This is a genomic window from Paenibacillus larvae subsp. larvae, from assembly GCF_002003265.1.
Classification (GTDB): domain Bacteria; phylum Bacillota; class Bacilli; order Paenibacillales; family NBRC-103111; genus Paenibacillus_H; species Paenibacillus_H larvae.
On record NZ_CP019687.1, the window covers coordinates 2,226,381 to 2,251,390 of the forward strand.

Consider the following 25,010-nt stretch of genomic DNA (forward strand, 5'->3'; position numbering starts at 1 on the left):
AGATTGTATCCTAGACTTTTTAATTCTGTATCAATACAGTTTCATTTAACGATCATTATCGTATAAAATATACTCCCCGTTTGCAATACGCTTTTGAAAATAAATGTTGTGAATCCATGAATTTTTGTTTTGAATTTTTTCACATCTCAGTCTTCTGTTCTTAAAATGATAGATTGTTATATAATAATAGGAAAAATATCCCTTATCTGTTCTATACCAGAATTTATAAAGAGGTGTTATTTCCATGCTTGGTTTGGCTATCTTACTATGTTTCAACCTGTTAGGCCTGTTCTTGAAAGAGATGCTGCATGTACCGCTTCCGGCCAATGTTATCGGACTCATCTTATTTACAGGATCACTATATACAGGTTTAATCAATTTGGAGTGGGTGGAGTCTGCGGCCCAATTTCTAACCAAACATATGATGCTCTTTTTTATCCCCTTTCTTGTGGGCACTATGACCTTTTTTCCTTTACTTGAAACCCAATTTATTTCCTTGACCGTCAGTTTTGTTATTAGTACATTTTTGGTTCTGGGGGTAACAGGCTGGGTCACATCTCGGCTGGCCAGAAAGAAACGAACTGAAAGAGGAGAGGCAGCATGAAGCATAATCTTTTATACCACCCTTTATTTGGGGTAACCGTAAGCATTCTCGCCTATGTCTGCGGGATTTTGGTCAATCAAAGATTCCCCAGAATCCATCCGCTTTTTTTAAGTTCAGGGGGCATTATTCTACTGCTTCTTCTGTTTCATATTCCTTATGAAGCTTATACGGCCGGCGGAGACCTGCTTACCTTTATTCTTGGCCCTGCAACAGTCGCATTGGGAGTTCCGCTTTATAAATTCAGAAACCGGATCAGGAAACACTTGTTCGCAGTAATCACAGGCATCACTACCGGTTCTCTGGCGGGAATCCTATCTGCCGGAATAATTGTATGGAGTCTTGGGGGAACGAAGGAAATGATACTGAGCATGATGCCCAAATCCGTAAGCTCACCAATTGCCATCGAGCTTTCCCGCTTAACAGGCGGAATTCCCGAATTGAGTGCAGTTTTAGCAGTATTGACAGGACTTATGGGGAGTATGTTCGGGAGGGCATTTCTTTGGCGGCTGGGAATCCGCGAGGATCTTCCATTGGGAATCGCTATTGGAACGGCAGCTCATGGCATTGGGACTTCCAAATTAATCCGGAGTTCAGAATCTGAGGGAAGTTTTAGTGCGTTTGCCATGGCACTGGCGGGAATCATAACAGGAATTTTATTTATTCCGATAGTATGGTGGCTTCATCTGTGATAATGATAATTGCAGCAAAAAACGGGCCTTTGAAGCAGTTTCTTAGGCTCGTTTTACACACCTTATATTACAAGCAGTACGCCAGCTGTGGCTGGAGCCAGGATCATGGCTGTTTTCAACAGCGGCTTGGGAGCATGTCCAGTGAATTTAGCCCCGATACAGGCCCCGCACATGGTTCCTGCCAGCACCTGTATCAGCAGTGTCACATCCAGAAAGCCTTTGGTCGAAAAGCCCGTCCCGCCGCCAATTGCGATGAATAAAATGATTAGCATCGTAGTTCCGACCGACTGTCTGATACTCAGGCCCAGCATGGTTAGTAGGCCGATCTGAATAAAAGGCGTAGAACCGATCCCGAAGGTACCGGCCAGAAAACCTGTTGCAATTCCGAGACTGATGCACTTCAGCCAAAACAGGGAAGATTCCCGGTGTTTTGCCGTTTGGTTGTGCTGCGTATAACGGTCAAAGACGACAAGACGGACCATAAGAAGAAAAGAGGAAAGAAACAGCATCCCCGCTGTTAGCCAATGCAGGGAATCCGCCGGAATCAGAGCGGATACTTTGGAACCGGCGAAAGCTCCGGTCAGCCCGAATCCCCCTGTTATCAGGCCGGTTTTAACAGATGTATTGCCTTCCCGATAATGGCTGAACGCCCCGGATAATGTGGTAAAGGCCATCGCTGCAAGCGAAGTGGCAAGAGCCGTATGTATGGGAATATGAAATAGAAAGGTTAGTATCGCAATAATGAAACCGGCTCCGCCTGCTCCTACAAATCCTAGCAAGGTACCGGTTGCAAACATGGTCAATATAATCGTCATCTCTGTTCCTCCAAGCTCCGTGTTCTCCTTATCATAACGCAGGCTGCTTCGATCTGACAAAATGCAATACCGGAAAAGGGCAAAACCCCGAGATGTAAAACAAGATTCCAAAAAAGCAAAAAGGCACTTGCCGTTACAGCGAAGCACCCGTCCTTTTTGCAAATGTGCCGTTGCTTTAAATGTTTCAACCGGCATCTTTCACCCTCTTTTCCGCATTTTCCCTTTTAGTATAACACATTTAGATGATAGGAATAATTTGTTTTATAGTTTTTTGCGCCTGACCCATTTCCTCCGTTCGAAATGAACGATATAATAGCTTCTAAAGCAACCCGGCGATCTTGCTTTTTGAAAGTGACGCCCAAAACGTAGAATATTAGAGAAATGGCGCCGATCTTATCACGAACTCACGAACACGGCCCGGACCATACACGTTTTTTAGCCGATGCCGGGTATATCAAATAAGGAAATTTCCACAAAATACTATTTATACAAAGTACTATAATCGACTATAATAATAGTCTCTCTAATGTTAGAACCAATAGAATCTCGAAGCTCGGGAAGGGAGTTAATTATGAATAACCAGGAAATTGTAGAAAGCATTTCCTTATATTTGGCTAGAACTGATATCCATGTGTTCTCACTCATTCTTCAGGGAAATAAGCAATTGCTCCGGGATACAAGCTTCCGGAAGTTTTTTGATTCTTTGTTACAAAGTTCCCCGATTGGCCAGTACATCATAGAATATTCCGAATCATCCGATCAGGCATTTAAACATATGATCCTGGAAGAAGTGATAGATTATATACAAAGCGATAAAGAATACCTGATCTATAAGCTCCAAAAAGAAGTACGGCAAAAGATCGGCTCCCTGGAAATGGAATTGAACTATTATTACACACGGCAATATGTCACCGACCAATCACCGGCTTATATCACCGAAGTAACCCGGTTGGAGAAAATGAATATACTCATTTCCGAATTGCTCCATTTCAATCATCAATTGGCTAAGTATCAGCTTCTCCTGGGCGAATGGAAAACAACTGCAGAGGTATCCCAAGGATTTCTTGGCCCGATAGATAAGCTGAATGCCGAACAGCAGGCACCGGCACAGGAGTTGCAAGAAGATAGTCTGAAGCAAATGTCTGAGCGCGGGAATCAAAGTTCGGCGGAACTGTACGAGTTTCGAAGGAAATTAATTGGCGGTTTTATTATGGGGGCCGCTCACGATGGTGGAAATATATTTGTACAAGAACCTGATGTGAAAAGACTGGGACTTGAAAACGGGGACAAGCTGGCTGTAGTAGCGAAGCCGTTTGGTCATGAGTATGTATATGATTATCATATCGTTGTGAAAACAGAAGATCCTGAAACTGACCGTGTTCAATTTGATTACTGTTTTGCCGAAAAGATCAACGGGCAATTTTGTGTGCGGCATCGTTACACCGGCAATGAAACTGTCCCTATTAGTATGGACGGCCAAAATCTGGTCCTTTATCTTGGAGAACAGGATGTAATAAATAAACGTATCCAGGATGGAGACCTGATTAATATTGCGTTCTACCGGAATAATACGGAACACGTCCGGGTGCTATGGAAACATCCAAATCGTTAGAGAGGGAAATGAAATCGAATATCATAGATCAGAAAAATAGTGAATCGGGGGGATCCGGTTATTCAAACAAAAAGACTGCTTTCTTTAGCAGTCTTTTTGGAATTTATAAAAGCCAATATGACTGGAGTGATACCGGCCCCAGTATACTTTTTTCTTACTTTTCCTTCCGGGAAAGACTCTGTTCCAGTTCTGCAGCTTCCATGACAGGGGCCTTACAGGATAGGTTGTCACAAACATAAGCCGTAGTTTTACCATCTATAGAGGCCTTGTCCTGAACAAACGGAACCAACTCCCTAACCCGCTCTCCCTTCTTCCCATCCTCTACCAGGATAAGGATACTCTGGGGATCAAATGTTTGTTGAACTACGCGGAGCATCCGTCTTGTTGATTCCTTGCCCGAATCTCCCGCTATCACGATCTCCCGGGAAGGCCAAAGAACCGTTTCAAGTGCTATTAAATACATGGAATATCCCGGGGGATAACTGCCAACAGCACCGGCAAATGCTTCAAACATTTGATCTGCTTTCCCGGAAAGCTCGGCACTATCCATCAGGCGGGATAGTCTGGTCAAATTGTAGGCCGCCACAGAATTCCCGCTCGGTAAAGCCCCATCATAAATTTCCTTATTGCGGGTGAACAACTCTTCATTATCATTCCCGTAGAAGAATAAGCCGCCTTGGTCCTCATCCCAAAAAAGATCCAGCATCTGTGTATTGATTTCCGCGGCCAGAGCCAGATATTCAGGGTCCAGAGAAGCTTCATACATCTCCAGAAGCCCCCAAACCAGGAACGCATAATCATCCACATATGACGGATAAGCAGCCTCCCCCTTCCGGTATCTGGCCAACAGCCTTCCATCCGGCCGCCTGAGTTTGTCCAGAATAAAAGAGACGGCTTTGGCCGCGGCATGCAGATACTCCTCCCGTCCCAGCACCTGAAATCCTTTGGCTAAAGCCATGATCATAAGGCTGTTCCAGGAAGTCAAAATTTTATCATCCTTATGGGGATGAACCCGTTGCTCCCGAGTGGCAAATAACTTTCTCCGGCATAGATCCGCACGTTTTTTTATATCATCAAGTGGAATTCCGCTTCTTTTACTATACTGCTCAAGGTCCAGCTGAATCTGGTTCGGAATGCTGTTTCCTTCAAAATTCCCTTCATCGGTGATATCGTAGATTTCGCAAAACCAATTGCCGTCTTCAGCTCCCAGCACGCTTCGGACCTCATCCGGAGTCCACACATAAAATTTGCCTTCTACTCCCTCCGAATCAGCATCCTCCGCGCAGTAAAACCCCCCTTCCGGATCAGTTAAATCGCGAAGTACATAAGTAAAAATCTGTGCCGCCACTTCCGCATACGCCGGTTTTTGCGTAATTTGGTAAGTCTCCAGATAGGTCCAGGCAAGCAGGGCATTGTCATAGAGCATTTTTTCAAAATGGGGTACAAGCCACGCTTCGTCCACGGAATATCGGGCAAAACCGAACCCGATATGATCATAGATGCCTCCCCTGGCCATCGCATCCAGCGTCTTCTCCACCATCTGAAGTGCCAATTCTTTCCCGGTCCTGTGATAGTAGCGCAGCAAAAAAGAAAGATTGTGGCTCGCCGGAAATTTCGGAGCTCCTCCAAAACCCCCGTATTTGGAATCGAACTGCTGCTTATAAAGATTGTAAGCTTTATCCAGCAGAGTACTGTTATAGCTTCCGGACAAATCTACCTGTGCCTGCCTGTCCATCTCCTCTACGATCTCGTTGCCGATGCTGAGCAGTTTATCACGATCATCCTCCCATAGCTGGTGAAGCCGGGGAAGCAGGTCCATTAAGCCATAGCGGCCATATTTTTGGTGTTTGGGAATGTAGGTTGCGGCGAGAAACGGCCTCTTCTCCGGGGTCATCACAATGGTAAGCGGCCATCCCCCCTGCCCCGTCATAGCCTGGCAAACTTTCATGTATATATGGTCAATATCCGGGCGCTCTTCCCGGTCCACCTTGATTGCAACGAAATGCTCATTAAGTAGATCCGCGACTTCCTTGTCTTCGAACGACTCGCGTTCCATAACGTGGCACCAATGACAAGTTGAATAGCCAATAGACAGGAAAATAGGTTTATTTTCTCGTTCCGCTTTGTCAAACGCTTCTTCGCTCCATGCGTACCAGTTAACCGGATTATAAGCGTGTTGGAGAAGGTAAGGCGATTTCTCCGCGATTAATCTATTGGGCTTGCGTTTCGTTGTCATGGGGCATCACCTCTTTTCGATGTGGAATTTTGGTAAAAACATACTCAGTTTTAGCTTACCCAAATGTATGAGGAAAGTCACCGGGATAAAATAAGTTACCTCTGGCTTTATGTCCTTAATTCATCAAAATCCTCAATAGGTCATTATACTCATCTTCAACAACAGAAAAATTATCGGAGTTCTTTTCGAAAATGATTAATTTTCTTCTTACAAAGTTTTTTGCATTTTCACAACTCCATTGACCAAATAAAGCTGTAAAGCTTCTTGTGTTATCGTAGGCAAAATTATATTATCATCTGATTTCTCGACTGGGGGAATCTTCGGCTTTATGGGAGCATATTCTTTTGTTGGAGGATTGGGAATGCTCTAGGAGCCAAGTGGAGCTAATCACGTGGAAAGCGCGGGTATGCGATCAGAATGATTATACTTTTCTCCCTCAATGACTTCTTCGTAAAAGAGAACGGATTCTTTAGAACGCAGCGGAATAAAAAAGATTCCATTCAGGGTCTGGCCACTCTGTCTTTGTAAAAACACTCCGCAAGGTAGTACTCATAATAATATCCTTCTGGTAAGCCAAGTACTTCTATCAGCTTGTCTAATTGTTTCATGGTGATAGGCCGAAGTGATTGCCTCGAAGGCAGACACTTAGAATCCCAATTTGGGTACCGCCCTTATCTTCCAGTTGGGATAGTATACATCCGGTTTCATCTATAGCCTTTTCAAGTTCGCCGCGCAATGTAATCCTATAGTCCATTTTTTCTTCCTCCTCTCATTTCCTAGGGTACCATATAATTCCACGATACCACATTTGGATTTTTCTGCAAATTTGTACAAACCCACAAGGTATATCTGGAAATAGGTGGACCTGTTTAAAATTATGTTAATTTATGGAAGACTAAGAGAATATATTGAAAGGAAAATGTTTTATTATGGTAAATAAGGCGTCAATTAATACAGGGAGGTAGTTAAAATGAAAAAATCAAGTATTTTTTGGTGTTTGTGAGTTTGATTATGTTTTTTTCGTCTGTGGGTTCCCCTATACGAAGATGAAGGACTAAACTTATTGGAAAAAGAAATAAATGAGGCAAGTGAGTCTCATCGTGGTGTATGGTTCGAGTTATGAAGTTTGCTTTATTGGACCATTTTGGAGCAAGTGCATTTCAGGCGATGGTACAGGCTGGCATAATGGCATATATAAAACAAAAGTTATGGAAGGAGGCAGCAAAAATTGCGATTAGATTTTTTGTTGGAGCCAGTGTCGGAGGATTAGTAGGAGTTTTGCTTTGGTACAGCGGTAACTGTGGAATATGGGGAATAGAGGGGGAACATACAATTGAAGATAGAGCCTACGCGTCAAGTTAAATTGATATACTTTGTTGTATGCCCATTAGCGTTTGCTTTTAGTTTTATCTTATACCATCTTATTTTTAACAAACTAACCAACTGGATTGATGTCCTTGGTGTAACAGCTTCTTTTTATGTTTGTATAACTGTTGTTTACTTTATAACAAGAAAAAAAATCGTAAATGATTTAGAGAAATTAAAGAATAAAGTCGGATCCTTTTTATTTTTAATAATGTAATAGCCATCTTTACATTCCTCCAGAATCCAATAATGTTCCTCTTTATATTGATTAGGTGTAGCAAAAACCTGTTTGGAATTTGGGATAGCATTCCAAGCCAGTACTAGATTTTTATCACTTACACTTTTTATTTGATAGGCATTTTTATCTCTATTATATACAAATTTCCATTTTTGATGATCCCCTCTATTATTCTCCCAGAGTGTAACATGGTTAGGCCCATTCAAATCAAAGACACTTGTGTCATTTAAAGCAGTTACAATTTGATACACATCATCAGGAACTCGAGATTCTAAATGCCTATTAACTCCGGATCATTATTTATTAGGTCTGGCCCTGGAAAATCAGAAACAACGATTCCTGTATATTTCAAATCATTTTTTATGATATAATCTGTTGTGAGAATATTGGTTCCTTCAAACGCAGTCGTACATATTCCCAAAAGCAAGCGACTCTGGGGAAATCCGGGTATGAATGTGACCACCCTGGAGTTGTTAAACCAGTAGCTAGTCTAGGAGCCCAAGTCCTTGGACTACTATGACCACTTGCAACAAAATATGGAAAGGAACCGGATTAACCCCCTAATTTTGGACACATACTATCTTAATCAACGCTTTCCTCAAGGTTATAATTATACTCGAATAGCCTTAATCGAGATGAGCTGTTTTTCGTTTTTGTCGTAAAACTCGTATGGAGAAAGGTCATGAATGCTCGAATGAATTCGTCGCTCGTTGTAATACCGAATGCACTCAGTAACAGCCTGGTAAGCTTCTCCGTACGTTTAAAATTCGTACCGTGCCAAACACTCATCTTGAAGAAGTTGATGAAATGACTCAATGTGAGTATTCATATTCGGCGTTTTTGTGGAATTCGTTCGTGTTCCACTCCGAAGCTTGTACAGGCTTGTTGAAAGGCATGGGAAACAAACTGTGGTCCGTTATCCGAGCGAATTACGGGCTTTTCTAAAGCTTCAAATAACTGACGCTTCATCAAGGCACTTTGAAGTGTACTTGCAACATCTTTTGCTTCGCAGCTCAGTCCTATGTGAAAGGCTACAATCGAGCGGTCGTATACATCTATGCAAGACAGAATAAAGAAAAATCGTTCTTCACCTGCTATAAATCCGTATTTAATGTCTGTTTCGAAGAGCTGGTTGGAGTCAGTAACCGTTCGGTTACGAGCCAGTTTTCGTGGATACACAACAGGTTTCTGTCGTTGTGGGCGCAGGATTGTCCAGCTTCTTACATAGGCGATACACTTTCTTCTTATTGATCTGTAACTGGTATTCTCGGCGCAAGCAAACGGTCAGCTTCCGGTATCCATAAGCAAATCCATCTGACGAAATCAGTTCCATGAGCCGTTCTTGAATCTGTTCATCAGGTACTTTTGTTCCATTCGCTTGATAGGAATACCCTGGCGCTGGACGTCCCTCACTAACTGTTTTCTTCATGACTTTTTTATTTTTCATGTAATAATAAGTCGAACGTGGGACCTTCACCAAACGTAGCACGAGCGTTATAGCGTATCCCTGTTGAATGTAGATTTCGGCTACTTCAACTTTGTCAGCAAGTGAGGGTTTTTCTTTTTTACCAGATCACGCAGAATAGTGATCTCAAGATCTTTTTCCCCTAGCAGCCGTTTTAAGTGGTCATTTTCTTGGGACAACTTCTTTGTTTCCAGAGGGGAAATCCCCTCTACCGAAATCACTCCCCATTTTCCTGACTCAATATTGGAGGCAAGCTCGTAACGTCTTGCCACGGCTGCTTTGTTTCTGGTTTCCAGAGCTTCCTTTACAACCTGTACCTTAAACTCGTTGGAATATTTCGTTCGTCTCATTTATTCATCCTCCCCTATCACTTGTAGTATAAACAATACACACTCTTATTGTCCAAGTTCATTAGGGGGCTTTAGAGTTATGATCAGTCATTTTTTTTTATACTGTGTAGTAACTTTAATTGAAAAGGGTGGCTTGAAAATGTCTTGGGTGAAACTGGTTAATGACAATATTTTTTCTCGAGTAAATAAACCTCCACAAGAGTTCGAAAATTTAAAGTTCAAACACCTTGATTTATCTCAACAATCTTTTATCTTTACTGTTCTTTCTCAATATTTTTTATCCATGTCTGTTTTTTGTCATGACCTAGTTTATACTATCATACCTGTGTTCACATCAAATACATTATTTTCCCAGGCAAAGAATGAAGTTGCCATACATTTTGAGGATGTTAAGCTAAGGTACAACTCATCGGTTAATGTTAGTTTGAACCTAAAACAAGTTAAATCAACCTCAGCAGATTATCTAAGAAGAATGTATGCTGAGGAAAAAATGAACCTAATAGTAAGAGATCTTTTTGCTAGGGATAAGATTATTGAAGAATCGAGTTTAAATTTTGGTAACAATATCTATTATCAAATCGATCCCTCTTCTGTAGATGAACTGAAATGTGATGATTTTGATTATGTATACTCCTTTTTAGAGAAAAGTTATATGCAAGATGACGGCACTGTAACGATTACACCCTTTAATTGGATCTTCTCTGACGATCTGATACATTCTCCGGCAATAAAATATTTTGCTCACCATTTTAAAGAAATGTTTCTTATTGTAGATCCTTCAAGTAATATAATCAGAGGAATTCATTTAATCTAAAAAGGAATAAGCAACTTCCTTCCGGTGGCTACTGCGAATAATAAATAGATTCCAAGTGCGGTACTCGTATATAAAATAAGCATACAAGCTGATTTAATAACTCCCACTATAAATTAATATTTTCTTTCATTTGCTCTTGTTTTCTTAAAATTTCAACTTCGACTTCCTTAAGAGATGGAGATATCATGTTGTGATGACATATTTTTCTGAGCAAGCCGGTGGCGGGAATAGAGGTTGGAAGCTACTTTCCAATCTGTGGGTACGTTCATATGGACGCTGCTTCTTGTTCCTTCACTGGGTCGTTGCCCTGATGTGATAAAATCTGCAGCTGTTCCGTGCTTCTATGTCGTTGTTCATAATCTTAAGCGTTTATATAGCAAATTAATGGTTTGAAGTTGTTTTAAGCAGCCATCTGTAGTTGGGACTGGCGTACCGGTCCTAATACATCTTTTGCATTATAACGTATACATTTTGTACCCAATGTGTAGAGTACACGAATAAGTTTTCCACATAACGCGGGCTATCGACTGTTTCTTTTTGAGCGGATTGTGGCTGCGCTTTGTATAATACTGGTGTAATGCTTTAAATTGAGCGTTTTTCCCTACCATTGGTAACACAGCACGGAATAGCAAGGCTCGAAGCCGAGATCGTTCGCGTTTGGTGATCGTGGACTTGCTTTTCTTCTTGCCGGAGCTGTTCTCTTTGAGATGAAAGCCTGCAAGCCTGATGATCTGCTGTCTATGTTCATAGCCTCGTAAATCGCCAACTTCGGCTAAAAATCCAGCTAGTGTAACAATAGCAACTCCAGGGATCGTTAGCATTTCTTCTGTTCCTGGGATTTGCTTCAGTAGCTGCTCCACCTGTGTCATGATGTCTTGAAGTTGACGGCTAAACATCTCATATTGCTCAAGTAATGCCTTTACCTCAATCTTGGCTGCCGATAAGCCCTCTTGAATTTCAATAGATGCTTTCTATTTAGCCCCCAAATGAACTTGGACAGTACACCCCTTATTCCGATACAATAAAATCAAGTCGGAGGGGAATGTAATGAAGAGGAAACGATATTAAGAGAATGGTCGTTGCTAAAGGTAAAGAGATTGGCAAAATGACGGCTGTAGCCCGGCAGCATGAGCTCGATCCAAAGATGGTGATTCGATGGGCCAGAGAGCTGGATCGTAAGGATATTGGACAGTTAGACGGGACAAGCTTGAAACAAGCTGCATATTTTCCAACGGCTGCTAACTATGCGGCTCTTGCGAAAGAGCATCATGGGAACACTTTTTAATACTTGTGGAAGCATTTGTTTAAAGAACGTTTTAACCTCTTAGGGGTTAGCTTTAGCAAGGTGATTCAGATCTCACTATTGGGATTATTTGTTCATCTATTAGATCAAATTATTGTCGGAGTTGAAATTAGGAATTTTTATTCGGAACTTTTCGTAACGACAGTCATGTATGCTGCGCTACATTTACTTGCCAAATTTGGAACTTACCTAAAAGAACAAGAATCAAATGAGAAGGAGAAGTAGCCTTTATGAAAACCAACAACGTTAAGTGCTTCTCTACCTCTCTTTCTTCACCACGTTTAACTGATTTTCTGATTTTTCGAATAGAAATTTCGCTAGAATACCAGATGGCTTTAGACTTGCCTGATCAAAGATTTTCATATTTCCAAATACCAAAAAACTATCTTTTGCCCGGGATACTGCTACATTCAGCATGCTTTCTCCCTTATCGAAGAAAAAATTATTATCATTGTAACTATAGACGGGAGAAAAGATCACGATTTGCCGTTCGGCTCCCTGTAGCGCATGTACAGTTCCAGCGGTTATTTCCCCCAGACCTGCGTTATTTAGCCAACGTTTCAGCTCATTTTTCTGCGCGGTAAAAGGAGTAACAATACCGAAGAGTTCTCTTACCGTCAACGGTTTTTCACCTTTGAGTATCCGCGGTTCGTTATAGTATGCCAACAGCCTGTTTTGATTTGCTTTAATCCATTCAACAATCGCCTGAGCTTCTTTAGGGTTACATCGGCTCCCAGTCTTTAACATAGGGGTACCTTTAATATGAGCATATCCCATATGTGGCAGTGGAAAGTCCTTGACTGAGGGTCTAAGCGGCTGCAGCTTCCCCTTATAAGCCAGTTCATTGCAATATTGAATAATTTCCGATACACACCTTCGATGTTCAGAAAGAAACATACTACGAATTTCCTCATACCGTTGATATCGGCTTGCCCTCTGGGCAATGCGCATTACGGATCCCGAAGAAGCACATATTCCTTTATCCGAAACTGCTTCATATGCTTCCCCGTTCATTACATCAATAACTTTACAATCACAAAGGTTTGCAGTATCAATGCTTGAGGTGATGCTCCATACCGGTTCTATTTGCAAAACATCCCCCACGATGACCGACTTTTTCGCCAGCGAAAAAGTCGGTGCCGCTACTTCCGGTGATACTTGTCCGGCCTCATCAATAATGAGCAGATCAATAGCTTCAAACAATGGTTCCTTGCCTGTTCTAAAATAATTCGGCGTCATATGCAGCGTGGATACTAGACAAGGCGTCAGCTTGCAGTATCTTCTCCATTTTGCCAAGTGTGCCGTTTCGGAATAGTAGTCTTTATTCTGTCTTGGCTGCTTTGTTTTCATCTCTATTAACCAGCGAGCCTCCCAATAGTGAGTCGCCAGTTTAAAAGCGTTGAACCGAAGCGTTTTGTCCAGTTCTTCTATAAGAGAAGTATCGTTCTTTAAATCAATGTTCAGATAAGGGTAGACCGCATGCCATTGTTCCCAGGCAACCTTTAAATTGTTCCAAAGCATCCGATCTTCACCCACAACTTGTAGTTGCTCTTCTATACCCTTGATATCAACAGCAATCTGCCGTAATCTGTCCTGAAATTCAACTTCAATACGCTTGTGGTTACCTAAATGCTCTTCTACAATTTTTATATTACGTTCATGAAAAAACGCAGCATTATGCAAGTACATTTTAGTCTGGATACTGCTGGTCCAGGATAACCATTTCATCCAAAACGGTATAGACCCACTCCATTCCTTAAGTATTAGGAGCAGCTCTCCCTTACCTGTATTCTTCTGTTTCAGCGTATGCTGAAGTTCCCTTGTTAGTTGTTCCAGATCGAACGTTCCATACTTCTCTTCAAGTCTGGTTTTCATTTGCACCATCTGTTCAAAGAGCATAATTCCTTTACTTATTTCAGACAGAGTCTCCAGTAACCGCCTATGAAGCTCTTCTAAAGCCACCTGAAGATCCTGAGTATTTAGCTTTGTATATGTATTGAATTTCTTTAAAAAGAAAGTCTCCTTCTCCTCCAGCTTTGCTGCTTCTTCAATCTGCTGGGGGAACTGTCCTTCATATGTATCTGTAATATGATATTTCTTCGAGTATGCTGTCTGTTCTTTAGGGGACAAAGACCTGGGCAGATACAATCCGTAACTCTTGATTCCGGGTATCCATCGACCGATTAAAGATGGATCTGTATAAGGAGCATCCTTTTCCGTTACTTGCCCAAAGCTGTCGATCACATTCGTAACCGCTTGATTATTAGTAGACGCAGCCAGGATAATCGGCGGTTCGCCTCCTTCTGCAGCGTGGGTAACCCAAAGTGTACTGACAATACTTTGCAGAAGTGTTGTTTTCCCTGTTCCAGGCGGGCCGTTCACGGCCAGTATATCTCCATGCCCCATGTTTAAAAAGTGGTGCATCGTCTCACGTTGAGAGGGCGATATTGAGAATTCATTGCTCATCTGTCCAATGTGAAAGGCCGATTGTTTTATCTGTTCCTCCTTTGACAACAAAGAAAGCAGTGCCGCGTCTTCCAGGCTTGCATATCTTTGTAACAGGGGGGGGTAATCCTGCTCTTTTTTCTTCATAAGCTCGTCGTAAAGCATTAAAATATGTCGGGCAACCACAGAAGTTTCAATGGTAACAATCCCCTGTTCAGCACGCCCGTATTCGGGAAGATGGAATTCATGCAATCCTTGGTTTGTAACATACTTGAACAATCTAAGCGTATATTCCCAGTAAGCACTCCATTGCTCATGATGCTCTTTATGTTTGCTCAGGAACTCATCCAGTCGTTCAACACTGCCTACTGAATAATGATCCGAATCCAATACAGCTGGCTCCAGGTGATTTCGTGGAATCCAAGGAAAGCCGGTACTCGGAGTCAGCCTGCCCTCCCCGTTCAATTTTGCAGGAATACACAAGGGAAGCAGAACCTTCGGCAGCCCACCCTTAGAGCAAACGAAGATCCTGTTGGAGAAGGCAGCGAATTCGAGTGGAAAGAACTCCCCGGGTCAAAAACAGGGAGACATACAAGTTACCCTGATCCCTTTGGTGATGAATGTTAAGTTTGAACATGGATTTGAGTCTTTAATGCGCCTATGGTTACATTGATTCCGTCTTCCCCTGCTTTCTTGGGGTCTATCGTCATTCTGGCCGCATCTGCCAGACTAGACCTCCAGTATCGCATCATAGCCTTTATTTTATTTCCCACAATATTACCTCCCTGACGTTGAAGACCAAAAAAAGACCCAACTTCGCAGCGGGCCAGAAGTCATTCTCATTCCAATCTTTTTTCATTCCTCTAACCCCAATCGTATCTGTTCATCGCCCCTTCAACCGATTGCTTATGTCCGGCTGAGGCTTTGTTTATCTTCCCAGTCTATTATAACAAAACCCTTTCTATAAATCTTCCAGTATCTTGTAATATACTGATGAAACTTAAACTACCTTCGTCTGATTTTCAAGGACGGATGTAGGATTCTTATTAAAGCATGGCTCATGATGCGAACATTATATAATTCGTTCATGAGCCTATTTATATTACATAAGTTTGTAATTTCTATTTCATCTGTGAAAGCAATGTTTCTTTTAGAAGCTGAATGGCGGATTCTTCAGTAGAGTCGTTAGTTCCTAATTCTCTACGGAAGGCTTTTTGGACGATCGATTGTTTAAGCAATTTTATACTTTCTTCAAGCTGCTCAATAACTAATGCTTTATCCTCTTTATCGTATATTTTCTCTAAAAGATCTACAATTTTAGCCTGTTCTTCTACAGGTGGCAATTGAAACTTATAATTTTCTAAAAAACTCTTTGGAACACGCTGTTGCCCAACTGCACCTGTCATATGCATTTTTGCTTCATACCTAAACTTTGAAGATCGTAACAGAAAGTATATATACTTGTTATTAATATGTTGTTTAGCTCTAATCACATGAAATTCAGTAGAGCCAAATCCAAATCCATTTATTAGTTTCGAAGCTAAAGCCGTTTTACCATTCTCCATGCATGGTGTTATTTTTGCAAAAATAATATCATTTTCTTCAAAATAGGTATATCCTTTTTTTACTATTACAAAACTCTTTACCTCAGGTTCTTCTATTGTACCGGATATTTCACTTACAGCCCCCATCGGAACGAAAGTACATTCCTGCTCATCAGAAATATGCTGAAGTTTTGTTCGTCGAGGGTTTACTTGAACAACATCAGACAGAATAACATGTTTCCATCCATATGGAATCTTGGTTTCAAGATTCGGCAAAATTTCAACTTGTGATAGTCGCCACTCCTTCGTCAATTCTCCCCGAAAAGCCTTATCCAAAATAGCCGCCCGCCGAAGTTCAAAAGACTCTTTTGCTTCATCAATAAGACGCTTGGCTATATCCATTTTTGCAAAAAGCGATTCAATTTTGTCGGCGATTCGTTTTTGTTCATTTAATGGTGGCAAGCACAAAGGATAATCTATTAAAAATTTTTTTGGTACACGCTGTTGCCCTACTGCACCAGACATTACAGCTTTTGCTTCTTTTCTAAATTTTTCAGATCTTAGCAAATAGTAAATAAATCTTCCTTCAACTATATTTGAAGGCCTTAGCACATAAAATTCAGTCGAACCAAATCCAAACTTATTTAACATTCCTTTTGCAATAACTGTGTTTCCATTTTCCATACATGGCGTTATTTTAGCAAAAAGAATATCATTCTCTTGAAAATAAGTATATCCTTTACTAACTTTACTAAATTCACGTTCTTTAATAAAAGTTATCTGTCCTGATACTGGATCAATTGAACTCATAGGTAAAAAGCTGGTTTTAAATTGATCCGAGAAATTAAGTTTAGGTTTAGACGGATTAATACTTTCTTGAGCGGCCATTCCGCAATCGCCAGATTCTTCCCCTTCTCCGGTCTTGTTCCTTTTGAAAATCTCAGTTTTTTAGAATCCGCTTCCCATCCGGCATCCATTAATTGTTGATCGATGAGAATACGGGTCTCGTCTTCGGTTAGTTGCAGATTACTACCGGATCTCAAAGAACGCTTACGTCGGCGGTCTTTGTACCCCTCGTTCACATACAGCTGCTCTGAACGCACTCTTTGAAGTTCTTCTTCCATTTGGGCAAGCTTGTTTTCATAGAGCTGTGTGATTTCTTCCAACTCAGCTTTAGAAATCAGATTTTCTTTAGACGGTTCCTGATAAGCCGGAGCTTTAAACTTCCAGTCTCCATAGACCTCCATGAACCAGACGGATAATCGAAACGCCATATGAAGCAAAGCTTTGGCTTCGTCTGTATCCCCATACTCCGGCTTATGAACAGCTTTATTCCCTTTAAGCCTTATGGTATGGAATAAATCTATCATTTCACGGGGGACAATTTGTTGGTATTTAAATTGATTAAACGTTGTACCTGGGTAGTCGTACTATCTTCCCGAACCTCTTCAAATGCGGAAATGTACTTTGCTATTGTCTCGGCAAACGTACGGATCTTGGAGATTGCTGTATTTGGATCTTGATAGACATTACGTTCTGCCGTTTCCGCTACCTTATCAAACACTTCCCACTGTGGGGCTAAAAAGCTGAAATTTTGCGATGCCATGTCTGCTCACCTGCTTCTGTTTTATTCTGTAGGAGAACTGGACCTTATTAACAACTCAGTTGTCGCGAATCTATAGGATGAATAGTCTTATTTTACCACAAGAGAATACCTAATAGGTACTGTAGAGAATCGTTCCATAGCACCTTCTTTCGGCTAGGCATGCGAGATTTAGAAAACTATGTAATTGAAATGGTACTATAAGTAATTCCCTCCGTTGCTGTTTCCTGAACGAAGGGGAGAATGGAGCAAGGGACCATGAAGAGGTACTAATTCTTTTTAGGATTTGAACAACCTTCTAGGAACATGAAACGGGCATTTATCATATGGTGTAGAAGATATTCACATTATTGAACAAAGGAGTAATTAACATTGAGTAAAGCAGTAGCAGTATATGATTATCCTCATTTTTATGGGGCCCCAATGCAGTATCCGCCCTATTACCGCAACGGGTCTGACCGGCCAATGGAGAGTACAATCCTGCCGAAAACCATCGTATATTTGACAAAAGTGGATCCTAAGATAATTGAGCACTTGCAGATGCACAAAGGGCAGAAGATTCATGTCATAACAACGGTCGGCAAACTGGAAGGAAAGCTGGATAATGTGTACATTGATCACATTACACTAATCTCTCACGGAAAAAAACTGCATATCCGGATACACGAAATCGTTTATTTCGAGAAAGCTTGATTTCCGGAAAAGATCAAATCAGCCCCCGCCGGCTTCTAGCCGTCGGAGGGTATTTTTTGTCTATTTTATTTCCGAAAAAGTCCTGTTAATCAGCAGATTCCAGGTTTAATGTTTCAAATCTTTCTTTTCCCACAACAAAGCTAAAAAACGATAATAACTTTTCCTTATATTCAGCGAAATGATTGTATATTTTCTCTGTTGCTCTCCAAGGTTTATCTCCACTCCAATATTGATCAAATATGTCCCCTTCAAAATTCGGGTCATGCGTGTACCTGTATTCTTCACTGCCAATACCATTTAAAATAATTTTATTGTTCCCCTCATTCGGCAAATGGCCATCCAAATCATGAATGAGATAGGAATCAATGCCAAAGTGCCGGAGTACTTTAAAGAAAGCTAATTGTGTTAATTTCCCGTTACAAGGAACGATACAGATTGAATGTAATAATTGATTTATGTCCTCGATTTTATCGGGATAAATCTCTTTTAATTTGTTGGATATCGCGTATATACTGGCTACTTCGCAGTCTCCTTCTACCAGAACAACCCGTTCCGCAAAAAAGGCCTCTAATGTGGAAGAGGTAAAATTCAGAAGCATACGCATTCTGTCCCTTTGATCTTTCTTAGTCTCTCCCTCATATATATTTCCCGTCACTTGTATACATTTTGCCGTTCCGTTTGCCTGTTTTTTAAATAACACGATGCCTTGATGTCTATCCGCCAAATTTATAAACTGTTCTGAATGGGAAGTACACACCACTTGTGCATGGCTGCTCTTGGATATGCTTACCAGCGCATTGCGCATTTTCCTTTGTAACTGAGGATGAAGATAGATCTCCGGTTCCTCTATTAAGAATAAAAAGCTTCTTTGCCATTCGCTTTCCGTTTCCTGGGAACTCTCTTTTATGTATTCCGCCATCATTTCAAGTAGGGACAAAATCAACAATCTTTGCGCACCGTTTCCTTGATGTTCCGGTGCTGTTCGAAAATCATTATATTTAATCAAAATGTTTGAATTCAAATGCAATTTGTCCATTACCTCGGGAGGGGTAAAGTCGAATTCTACATCTGCCTCTATCACTCTCTTTAATTTTTGGGTAATTCTGTCTTGTATTCTTCTTATCTCGTCATGAGCCGTTTCACCGCTAAATAAATTTCTTATAGCTTGAATAGCTGATTGAAATTGCTGAATCTCACCTGAAGTGTTTAAATATCGGTCAAATAGTGCAGATACGATCAAATTTGCCGCAGACTTGTTTTTTTGGGCGGAGGCTTCTTCCTCGGCTAATTTTACGGCCGGTACGTATATGACCTTTGGCATGATGGACCGGAACTTTGATGCAAAACCATTAGGATTCGGTTGCCATTTTGGTTCGCTTTCCATAATAAGTCCGGCATTATTTTCATATACAAATTCAACAAAATCTTCTTGATTAGCTTTAGTTATAGTCTCCCCGGCACTTAATCCCTTACGGGTACAGTATAACTCGTACTGTCTGTTTAAATCCCGGGAAAGGGAAGCGAATGTTTTGGCATTCCATGTTTTTTTATCTGACAGTTCTTCTATGTAACGGTTAGGAATAAAAACCTCAAATGGTACTTCACTATCTTTCAAGCCGGTTCCGGACCATGTTCGTTTTACTCGAAGAACACCGTCATATACATATGGTTTTATGTATTTGTGATTGAGGTCTTGTTCAGTCAATCCCCCGAATGTAACGCATATTTCCATATAATGATCAGCACTCTGAGGTTCGCGGCGGAAAGGAAACATATTCAAATCGGGAGTTGATACATAACCCGGCATAAACAACCGCAATGCTTCCAATACTGAAGACTTGCCAATGTTATTTTCACCGATAATACTGATTAAATCCGAATCATCCTCTACAGGAAATACTATTTTGCAAGGTTTCTCTGTCCCAATGTTTTTAAAATTTTTTATAATCAGTTCATTGATTCTCATAGACTTCCCTCACCCGGATTTTTTCCATTAAATATATCTTTTCTTCATAAATCCCCATTTTCCTTGTGAGGGCAGCTATTTATTATCGTTCCCTCCCATCCCTATTTTCGCTTCCGGTGCCCCGAAGAGAACAGAAAAAACATGGACCCCTTCTTGGAGTTACCGTTCCACTGACTTTTGTATCATAAATAAATTTATTTACATAATTGTTATTTTATTCATTTACTGTAAAATAAAAGTATACCTTTTATGAAAATAAGGAGTGATGAAATGAGTACTTATGTTTTGGTTTATGGTGCGTGGCATGGAAAGCGGTGTTAGGATAAAATTGTTCTTCCGTTGCAAAAGGTACACGATAAAAAAGATTCTCCACCAGTTGTAATCAAGAGTGAAGTGCAGAACTGTTTAGGACTTTATGACACACCTTATCAGGGACACAGGCCATTCTCCGTTTTTTAATATTTTTGAAGGAGGAAAACAATTATGGCGACAAATTCTACTGTTTTGCCTATTAACCCTTTCTCACCCGATTTTAAAAATCAGGCATATGCTTTATATGAAAAGCTCAGAGAGAATGATCCTATTCATAAGATTACTTTGCCTAACGGCAAAACCGGCTGGGTTGTGACGCGTTATAAAGATGCTGCTGCCACTTTGAAAAAAGAACGGTTAACGAAAAATTTGTTTCAATTCATGCATTCCGAAGACGTAGGTTTGCCTCAGAAACAAATGAACTTGATGTTTAAACACATGCTTAATACTGATCAACCGGACCATACACGATTGCGCTCCCTGGTACAAAAAGCATTTACTCCCCGGATGATTGAAAAATTGAACGGGCGCGTGCAGGAAATCTCGGACAGCTTGATTGATAAGGTAGAGAGCCGGGAAGACATGGAACTGATTCAGGACTATGCTTATCCCCTGCCTATCATTGTCATATGCGAGATGTTAGGTCTGCCCAGTGAAGAGCGGGATCAATTTCGCAAATGGTCGAACGCCCTTGTCTCGTCCATGAATGTTCCAAAAAAATACAAACAAATTGTCCCGGACACCATTGCATTTACTAATTATATCAAATCACTGATTGAGCGGCGGCGGCAAGATCCAAAAGAAGATTTGTTATCTTTGCTTACTCAAGCGGAATCTGAAAACGGCAAACTTTCCGAAATGGAACTCGTATCGATGATATTTCTACTGATCATAGCAGGTCATGAAACAACCGTAAACCTGATTGGAAACGGAACGTTTACTTTATTGCAGCATCCGGAACAACTGGAAGAACTTCGAAGAACCCCTTCGCTGATTGGTTCCGCAATTGAGGAACTCCTCCGATTTATGGGCCCTGTTGAATTCGCTACCAACCGCTGGGCCGGTGAAGGTTTTGAATGGGAAGGAAAAGCTATATCCAAAGGGGACATTGTGCTAGTCGGACTGGCGTCAGCCAACCGGGATCCTGAATCCTTCAAACATCCGGAACGTCTTGATTTAACTCGTGAAAATAACAACCACCTTGCTTTCGGGATGGGTATTCATCATTGTTTGGGAGCACCTCTCGCCCGTATGGAAGGCCGAATTGCAATTAATACCCTGTTAAGGCGTTTGCCAAACTTAAAGCTGGCTGTTTCTCCCGATTGTCTCAAATGGCAGCCCAGTTATCTCATGCGGGGATTCGATGCATTGCCCCTCCGATTTAGGTAAGTAACCCGTTCAAAACGAATTCCGGATATCGTCCATGGCTCAAAAACAAAACGTGCTATATAATCAGTTCTGATATGTTTTGATAATGATTATCAATTGAATCAATTTCATAACTTAGATTTCCATCCAAAGGAGGAACAGGAGCCAGTGGTAAACAATAAAATGGAACGCGAGGCTGTTATGACTGACAATACCGCCGGCCGGGAGGTTACAATACCACGGACAAAACAGCGTATCATGTATTCACGCACCGGAAACCGGGAATACCGGATCTTCGTTTCTGCACCCGATACAGAGCCCCCTTCATCAGGGTATCCGGTGATTTATTTGCTGGATGCCAATGCCGTATTCGCAACAATGGTAGAGGCGATAAGGGTTCAAGCATGCCGGCATGAGAAAACCGGTGTGATCCCGGCCGTTGTTGTTGGTATCGGCTATGAGACAGAAGCTCCGTTTCCTCCTGACCGTCATTACGATTTTACTATGACGGCGACCGCCAGAGACATGCCTTCAAGACCTGATGGAACAGCATGGCCGGAACAGGGCGGTGCGGGAGCTTTCTTGAAATTTATTGAAGAGGATCTGAAACCGGAAATCGAACGTGAGTTTAATATTGATACCGGCAGACAAACGATCCTTGGCCATTCTCTAGGGGGCCTTTTTGTTCTGCATGCGCTTTTTACCAGACCGGACGCCTTCCAAACGTATGTCGCAGGGAGCCCGTCCATCCATTGGAACAAGCCATATTTTCTTGAAGAAGAGCAGCAATTTGCCTCCCGCTTGGGTCAGAAACCTGCACAAGTCAGGGTACTTCTTGCGGTGGGAGAATTGGAAAAAAACCATCAAAGCCGTATAACCGAAAATACGAAGGAGCTTTCAGAACGTTTATCCACCCTGACAAGCCACGGTGTGAGTGTGGAATTTAAAGAATTTGAAGACGAAGGCCACGTATCCGTACTGCCTGCCTTGATCAGTAAGACCTTAAGGTTTGCATTGAATCCTAACACCAATAGGGACAAATAAGGAGCGAGCCGAAAAAAGATAAATCCCGGTTACCCTACCATAACAGATAAGGTAACCGGTATTTAATTCTTTAGATGAAATAAACAAAGAGAACGTTTAAAAGATTCGATAGACAAATGAGTGTAATTCAAGAACAGGCAACATAATCCCTTTATATAGTATAGTTCACCCAAAAGATAAAGTCTGTCATGATCATAGTTTCGTTTAACTCCTATGTTACAAAAGTGAATGGCTTCCTCATATTTACCTAGACGATATAACGAACGGGCACATGCATAAGTATTTTTCACAATAAAATGTTGATCTTCAATATGATGAAGGTTTTGAATTTCTTTATAAACCCACAATAGAATTTTAAGGGCCATCCTATTTTTTTATTCTCGGCGAAGATAATGCCCACACTATTAATAATTAATAATTCCTGTTCAGTACAATGATTTAAATTATCGGTTGTTTTTTTAAAGCCTCTTTTAAAAGTTTCATACATACATCGGGTTTATTCTCATAATAAAATAAACAACCGGCTTTAGCCCATAATAAAAATTGCTGATTATATGGGGATGAAAATAAAGATTGAGTTTGCTCATCTGCTATAATTTTCAAAGCTTGTTCATAGTCATTGAAACGGATGGATTTTCTGATCATTTCTTTTATTTGTTTTCTCTCTTTATCTTCCGCCGCATTTTCCGGATTAAATAAATAATCTACGCTTATTCTCAATTTTTGAGCCAATAAGTATAACATAACTCCGGATGGAAATTGTATCCCGCGTTCAATCTTGCTTATATGAGCTTGTGAACAAATTCCTTTTGCTAACTCTTCTTGACTTAATTTATATTTTTGCCGTAACTGTTTAATAATTTTACCTATATGAATATAAGACCAATTATAAGACATAAGTTACAACCCCTTTACTGGGTACAGCAACATCTGCTAATTCATAGGGAATAAAACTCCTGAAACCCACTTTTTAAAATCGACCATAACTGTGACTTACAAATACGAATGCCTTTAAAAAAATAGGCTGCGGGGAAGTCCCAGCAGCCTGAAGGTACTTACATCAGTTAAGAATCCTTCATTTTTTCCCAAACATTTGAATTTCCGGGAACTTCTCCTCTTGTCCACCATTTTGCTTTGTATAAAGCCCCCTGGTAAATGACTTGATCTCCTCCATAATAAACTTTGTCTTTATCCCATTCAAGTATGACAGGTTTCATTAATCTCCATGCATCAGATTTATCCGGCTGGTCTCCCTTTGTCCAATACTTTGCTTTATATTCAAGCCCTTTATATAGGACAGTCATTCCTTCTGTGTACACTTTGTTAGGATCCCATTCTTCTACTGCAGATGTATCGGATTTTTTCGTTTTCACGTTCAATGCATCACTGGCCGGGGATATATTTCCGGCTGCATCCACTGCCCGGACCGTATACGTATATGTTGTATCTGCTTGCAAACCATGATCGGCATACGATGTGCCCGCCGTTTCTCCAATTAGCTGGCCATCGCGAAAAATTTCATATTTTACAACATTGCTGCTGGAGGCATTCCACCGAAGCTCTATGCTATGAAATGTCTGCCCTGAAGATACCAATGACGTTGGTGGAGCAATCGTTTCAGGTGGAGTTGTTCCTTCATCTTTGTTTGTTTTCACGTTCAATGCATCACTGGCCGGGGATATATTTCCGGCTGCATCCACTGCCCGGACCGTATACGTATATGTTGTATCTGCTTGCAAACCATGATCGGCATACGATGTGCCCGCCGTTTCTCCAATTAGCTGGCCATCGCGAAAAATTTCATATTTTGCAACATTGCTGCTGGAGGCATTCCACCGAAGCTCTATGCTATGAGATGTCTGCCCTGAAGATACCAATGACGTTGGTGGAGCAATCGTTTCAGGCGGAGTTGTTCCTTCATTGACCAAATTCACATCAACGACTTGATAGAAAGCGTTTGCTGTATCGGCAATTTCCCACACGCCTAAAATGACATGGTACCCATTCCGGTCAGTCGGCACATTAATTTCATGCGTTACAGTAGATGAAGGTTTCTTGCCACCCTCATCGATTTGACCAATCAACTCAAGATCGGCACGCGTAATGGGTTTATTCGGATCCCAATCTTTCTTCGTAATATAGTATTTCCACTCAGCTGTACTGTGCGGTGCTGTTAAATACCATTGAAAGGTATTTTTGCCGCCTTTTATCGTTACTTTATTCCAACGGTCCGGCGTCTGAACATCAAGTGGTTTAAAATTTGAAATACCGCCACTCGCAATTTGTCCATCCAATGGACCCGTCTTAGGGAATCCGCCTAAGGCTTCAATACTTTGAGGTTCATATTGAACCGGACCGCAATTCACATTTTTCCCCAGCGTACACATATAAGCGCGACTGGCTGGAGATTCAATATACCCGTGTGCATATATTTTCTCTCCAAACATCAATCCTATAATCCCAAAAGCAATAAGTAGAGGTGCTGTTATCAACAAATGTTTAGTCCAACGTCTTTTGTCTGATATCATAAATTCTCCTCCCATT

Annotated in this window: 26 protein-coding genes and 1 pseudogene; 9 read left to right on the forward strand and 18 right to left on the reverse strand. The window is 41.2% G+C overall.

Annotation, left to right across the window (positions count from 1 at the left end; translation table 11 throughout):
* Positions 1-244 precede the first annotated feature (244 nt).
* The gene (locus BXP28_RS11545; protein WP_023482858.1) at positions 245-604 is read left to right on the forward strand and encodes a CidA/LrgA family protein; all 360 of its coding nucleotides are present in this window, start codon (positions 245-247) and stop codon (positions 602-604) included.
* Positions 601-1,293 carry an LrgB family protein gene (locus BXP28_RS11550; RefSeq protein WP_023482859.1) on the forward strand — a complete coding sequence of 231 codons (693 nt, stop codon included), beginning with the start codon at positions 601-603 and terminating at the stop codon, positions 1,291-1,293. The genes BXP28_RS11545 and BXP28_RS11550 overlap by 4 nt, the downstream gene beginning before the upstream one ends.
* A 62-nt stretch (positions 1,294-1,355) precedes the next feature.
* Here BXP28_RS11550 and BXP28_RS11555 read toward each other — a convergent pair whose 3' ends face one another.
* The gene (locus tag BXP28_RS11555) at positions 1,356-2,108 is read right to left on the reverse strand and encodes a sulfite exporter TauE/SafE family protein (RefSeq protein WP_036656994.1); all 753 of its coding nucleotides are present in this window, start codon (positions 2,106-2,108) and stop codon (positions 1,356-1,358) included.
* Between the two features lie 571 nt (positions 2,109-2,679).
* Between BXP28_RS11555 and BXP28_RS11560 the strand changes: the two genes are divergently transcribed.
* Positions 2,680-3,720 carry a hypothetical protein gene (locus BXP28_RS11560; protein ID WP_023482861.1) on the forward strand — a complete coding sequence of 347 codons (1,041 nt, stop codon included), beginning with the start codon at positions 2,680-2,682 and terminating at the stop codon, positions 3,718-3,720.
* Between the two features lie 154 nt (positions 3,721-3,874).
* Here the strand turns inward: BXP28_RS11560 and BXP28_RS11565 are convergent, their stop codons facing one another.
* Positions 3,875-5,956 (reverse strand): thioredoxin domain-containing protein, encoded by a 2,082-nt coding sequence (locus tag BXP28_RS11565; RefSeq protein ID WP_036655052.1) that lies wholly within the window; start codon positions 5,954-5,956, stop codon positions 3,875-3,877.
* A gap of 604 nt (positions 5,957-6,560) precedes the next feature.
* On the reverse strand, positions 6,561-6,710 hold the full coding sequence (locus BXP28_RS22770; RefSeq protein ID WP_155116265.1) for a hypothetical protein: 150 nt from the start codon (positions 6,708-6,710) through the stop codon (positions 6,561-6,563).
* A 365-nt stretch (positions 6,711-7,075) separates the two neighbouring features.
* Between BXP28_RS22770 and BXP28_RS11570 the strand changes: the two genes are divergently transcribed.
* On the forward strand, positions 7,076-7,318 hold the full coding sequence (locus BXP28_RS11570) for a hypothetical protein (RefSeq protein ID WP_052304433.1): 243 nt from the start codon (positions 7,076-7,078) through the stop codon (positions 7,316-7,318).
* A 135-nt stretch (positions 7,319-7,453) separates the two neighbouring features.
* Here the strand turns inward: BXP28_RS11570 and BXP28_RS24240 are convergent, their stop codons facing one another.
* The 5 genes from BXP28_RS24240 to BXP28_RS11590 all read right to left on the reverse strand — a co-directional run bounded on the left by BXP28_RS24240 (position 7,454) and on the right by BXP28_RS11590 (position 9,374).
* Positions 7,454-7,810, reverse strand: a complete 357-nt coding sequence (locus BXP28_RS24240; protein WP_023482938.1) for an RICIN domain-containing protein — start codon at positions 7,808-7,810, stop codon at positions 7,454-7,456.
* A gap of 359 nt (positions 7,811-8,169) precedes the next feature.
* Positions 8,170-8,283 carry a hypothetical protein gene (locus BXP28_RS25110; RefSeq protein WP_144029584.1) on the reverse strand — a complete coding sequence of 38 codons (114 nt, stop codon included), beginning with the start codon at positions 8,281-8,283 and terminating at the stop codon, positions 8,170-8,172.
* A 101-nt stretch (positions 8,284-8,384) separates the two neighbouring features.
* Positions 8,385-8,738 (reverse strand): DDE-type integrase/transposase/recombinase, encoded by a 354-nt coding sequence (locus tag BXP28_RS11580; RefSeq protein ID WP_158673677.1) that lies wholly within the window; start codon positions 8,736-8,738, stop codon positions 8,385-8,387.
* Positions 8,713-9,048, reverse strand: coding sequence for an IS3 family transposase (locus tag BXP28_RS11585; RefSeq protein ID WP_152532830.1), 336 nt, complete (start codon positions 9,046-9,048; stop codon positions 8,713-8,715). Before BXP28_RS11585 ends, BXP28_RS11580 begins: the two co-directional genes overlap by 26 nt.
* Before the next feature lie 38 nt (positions 9,049-9,086).
* Positions 9,087-9,374: a transposase gene (locus tag BXP28_RS11590; protein WP_036655055.1), complete on the reverse strand. Its 288-nt coding sequence runs from the start codon at positions 9,372-9,374 to the stop codon at positions 9,087-9,089.
* A 79-nt stretch (positions 9,375-9,453) separates the two neighbouring features.
* Here BXP28_RS11590 and BXP28_RS11595 point away from each other — a divergent pair, with 79 nt between their 5' ends.
* A complete protein-coding gene (locus BXP28_RS11595; RefSeq protein ID WP_077585052.1) occupies positions 9,454-10,188 on the forward strand; it encodes a hypothetical protein in 735 nt (244 codons plus the stop codon).
* Positions 10,189-10,588: 400 nt separating this feature from the next.
* Here BXP28_RS11595 and BXP28_RS11600 read toward each other — a convergent pair.
* A pseudogene (locus BXP28_RS11600) lies at positions 10,589-11,153 on the reverse strand (transposase); the annotation flags it as partial.
* Positions 11,154-11,260: 107 nt separating this feature from the next.
* Here BXP28_RS11600 and BXP28_RS11605 point away from each other — a divergent pair.
* The gene (locus BXP28_RS11605; protein ID WP_036655058.1) at positions 11,261-11,473 is read left to right on the forward strand and encodes a hypothetical protein; all 213 of its coding nucleotides are present in this window, start codon (positions 11,261-11,263) and stop codon (positions 11,471-11,473) included.
* 276 nt (positions 11,474-11,749) lie between these two features.
* Here BXP28_RS11605 and BXP28_RS11615 read toward each other — a convergent pair whose 3' ends face one another.
* From BXP28_RS11615 to BXP28_RS24245, 5 genes are all read right to left on the reverse strand, one after another.
* A complete protein-coding gene (locus BXP28_RS11615) occupies positions 11,750-14,326 on the reverse strand; it encodes a DEAD/DEAH box helicase (protein WP_158529825.1) in 2,577 nt (858 codons plus the stop codon).
* Between the two features lie 233 nt (positions 14,327-14,559).
* Entirely contained in the window at positions 14,560-14,709 is a 150-nt protein-coding gene (locus BXP28_RS22780) for a hypothetical protein (RefSeq protein ID WP_024093853.1), read from the reverse strand.
* Positions 14,710-15,057: 348 nt separating this feature from the next.
* The gene (locus BXP28_RS11620) at positions 15,058-16,368 is read right to left on the reverse strand and encodes a restriction endonuclease subunit S (RefSeq protein ID WP_077585054.1); all 1,311 of its coding nucleotides are present in this window, start codon (positions 16,366-16,368) and stop codon (positions 15,058-15,060) included.
* Positions 16,287-16,850, reverse strand: coding sequence for a type I restriction endonuclease (locus BXP28_RS11625; RefSeq protein WP_023484152.1), 564 nt, complete (start codon positions 16,848-16,850; stop codon positions 16,287-16,289). The genes BXP28_RS11620 and BXP28_RS11625 overlap by 82 nt, the downstream gene beginning before the upstream one ends.
* Positions 16,847-17,086, reverse strand: a complete 240-nt coding sequence (locus BXP28_RS24245) for a hypothetical protein (protein ID WP_036655064.1) — start codon at positions 17,084-17,086, stop codon at positions 16,847-16,849. The genes BXP28_RS11625 and BXP28_RS24245 overlap by 4 nt, the downstream gene beginning before the upstream one ends.
* Before the next feature lie 369 nt (positions 17,087-17,455).
* Between BXP28_RS24245 and BXP28_RS11630 the strand changes: the two genes are divergently transcribed.
* Positions 17,456-17,776, forward strand: coding sequence for a DUF2642 domain-containing protein (locus tag BXP28_RS11630; RefSeq protein ID WP_024093850.1), 321 nt, complete (start codon positions 17,456-17,458; stop codon positions 17,774-17,776).
* Positions 17,777-17,861: 85 nt separating this feature from the next.
* On the opposite strand, the gene BXP28_RS11635 is transcribed toward BXP28_RS11630, so the two are convergent.
* A complete protein-coding gene (locus BXP28_RS11635) occupies positions 17,862-19,742 on the reverse strand; it encodes an AAA family ATPase (protein ID WP_023484151.1) in 1,881 nt (626 codons plus the stop codon).
* A 483-nt stretch (positions 19,743-20,225) separates the two neighbouring features.
* Between BXP28_RS11635 and BXP28_RS11640 the strand changes: the two genes are divergently transcribed.
* Both BXP28_RS11640 and BXP28_RS11645 read left to right on the forward strand, forming a co-directional pair.
* Positions 20,226-21,443: a cytochrome P450 family protein gene (locus BXP28_RS11640; RefSeq protein ID WP_023484150.1), complete on the forward strand. Its 1,218-nt coding sequence runs from the start codon at positions 20,226-20,228 to the stop codon at positions 21,441-21,443.
* 162 nt (positions 21,444-21,605) lie between these two features.
* The gene (locus BXP28_RS11645; protein WP_152532853.1) at positions 21,606-22,466 is read left to right on the forward strand and encodes an alpha/beta hydrolase; all 861 of its coding nucleotides are present in this window, start codon (positions 21,606-21,608) and stop codon (positions 22,464-22,466) included.
* Positions 22,467-22,528: 62 nt separating this feature from the next.
* Here the strand turns inward: BXP28_RS11645 and BXP28_RS25115 are convergent, their stop codons facing one another.
* The 3 genes from BXP28_RS25115 to BXP28_RS11655 all read right to left on the reverse strand — a co-directional run bounded on the left by BXP28_RS25115 (position 22,529) and on the right by BXP28_RS11655 (position 24,994).
* Positions 22,529-22,831, reverse strand: coding sequence for an RNPP family C-terminal domain-containing protein (locus BXP28_RS25115; RefSeq protein ID WP_357548366.1), 303 nt, complete (start codon positions 22,829-22,831; stop codon positions 22,529-22,531).
* A 73-nt stretch (positions 22,832-22,904) separates the two neighbouring features.
* On the reverse strand, positions 22,905-23,363 hold the full coding sequence (locus BXP28_RS11650; protein WP_023484148.1) for a helix-turn-helix domain-containing protein: 459 nt from the start codon (positions 23,361-23,363) through the stop codon (positions 22,905-22,907).
* 167 nt (positions 23,364-23,530) lie between these two features.
* Complete coding sequence (locus BXP28_RS11655) at positions 23,531-24,994, reverse strand: lytic polysaccharide monooxygenase (protein WP_046655118.1); 1,464 nt, start codon at positions 24,992-24,994, stop codon at positions 23,531-23,533.
* Positions 24,995-25,010: the final 16 nt, after the last annotated feature.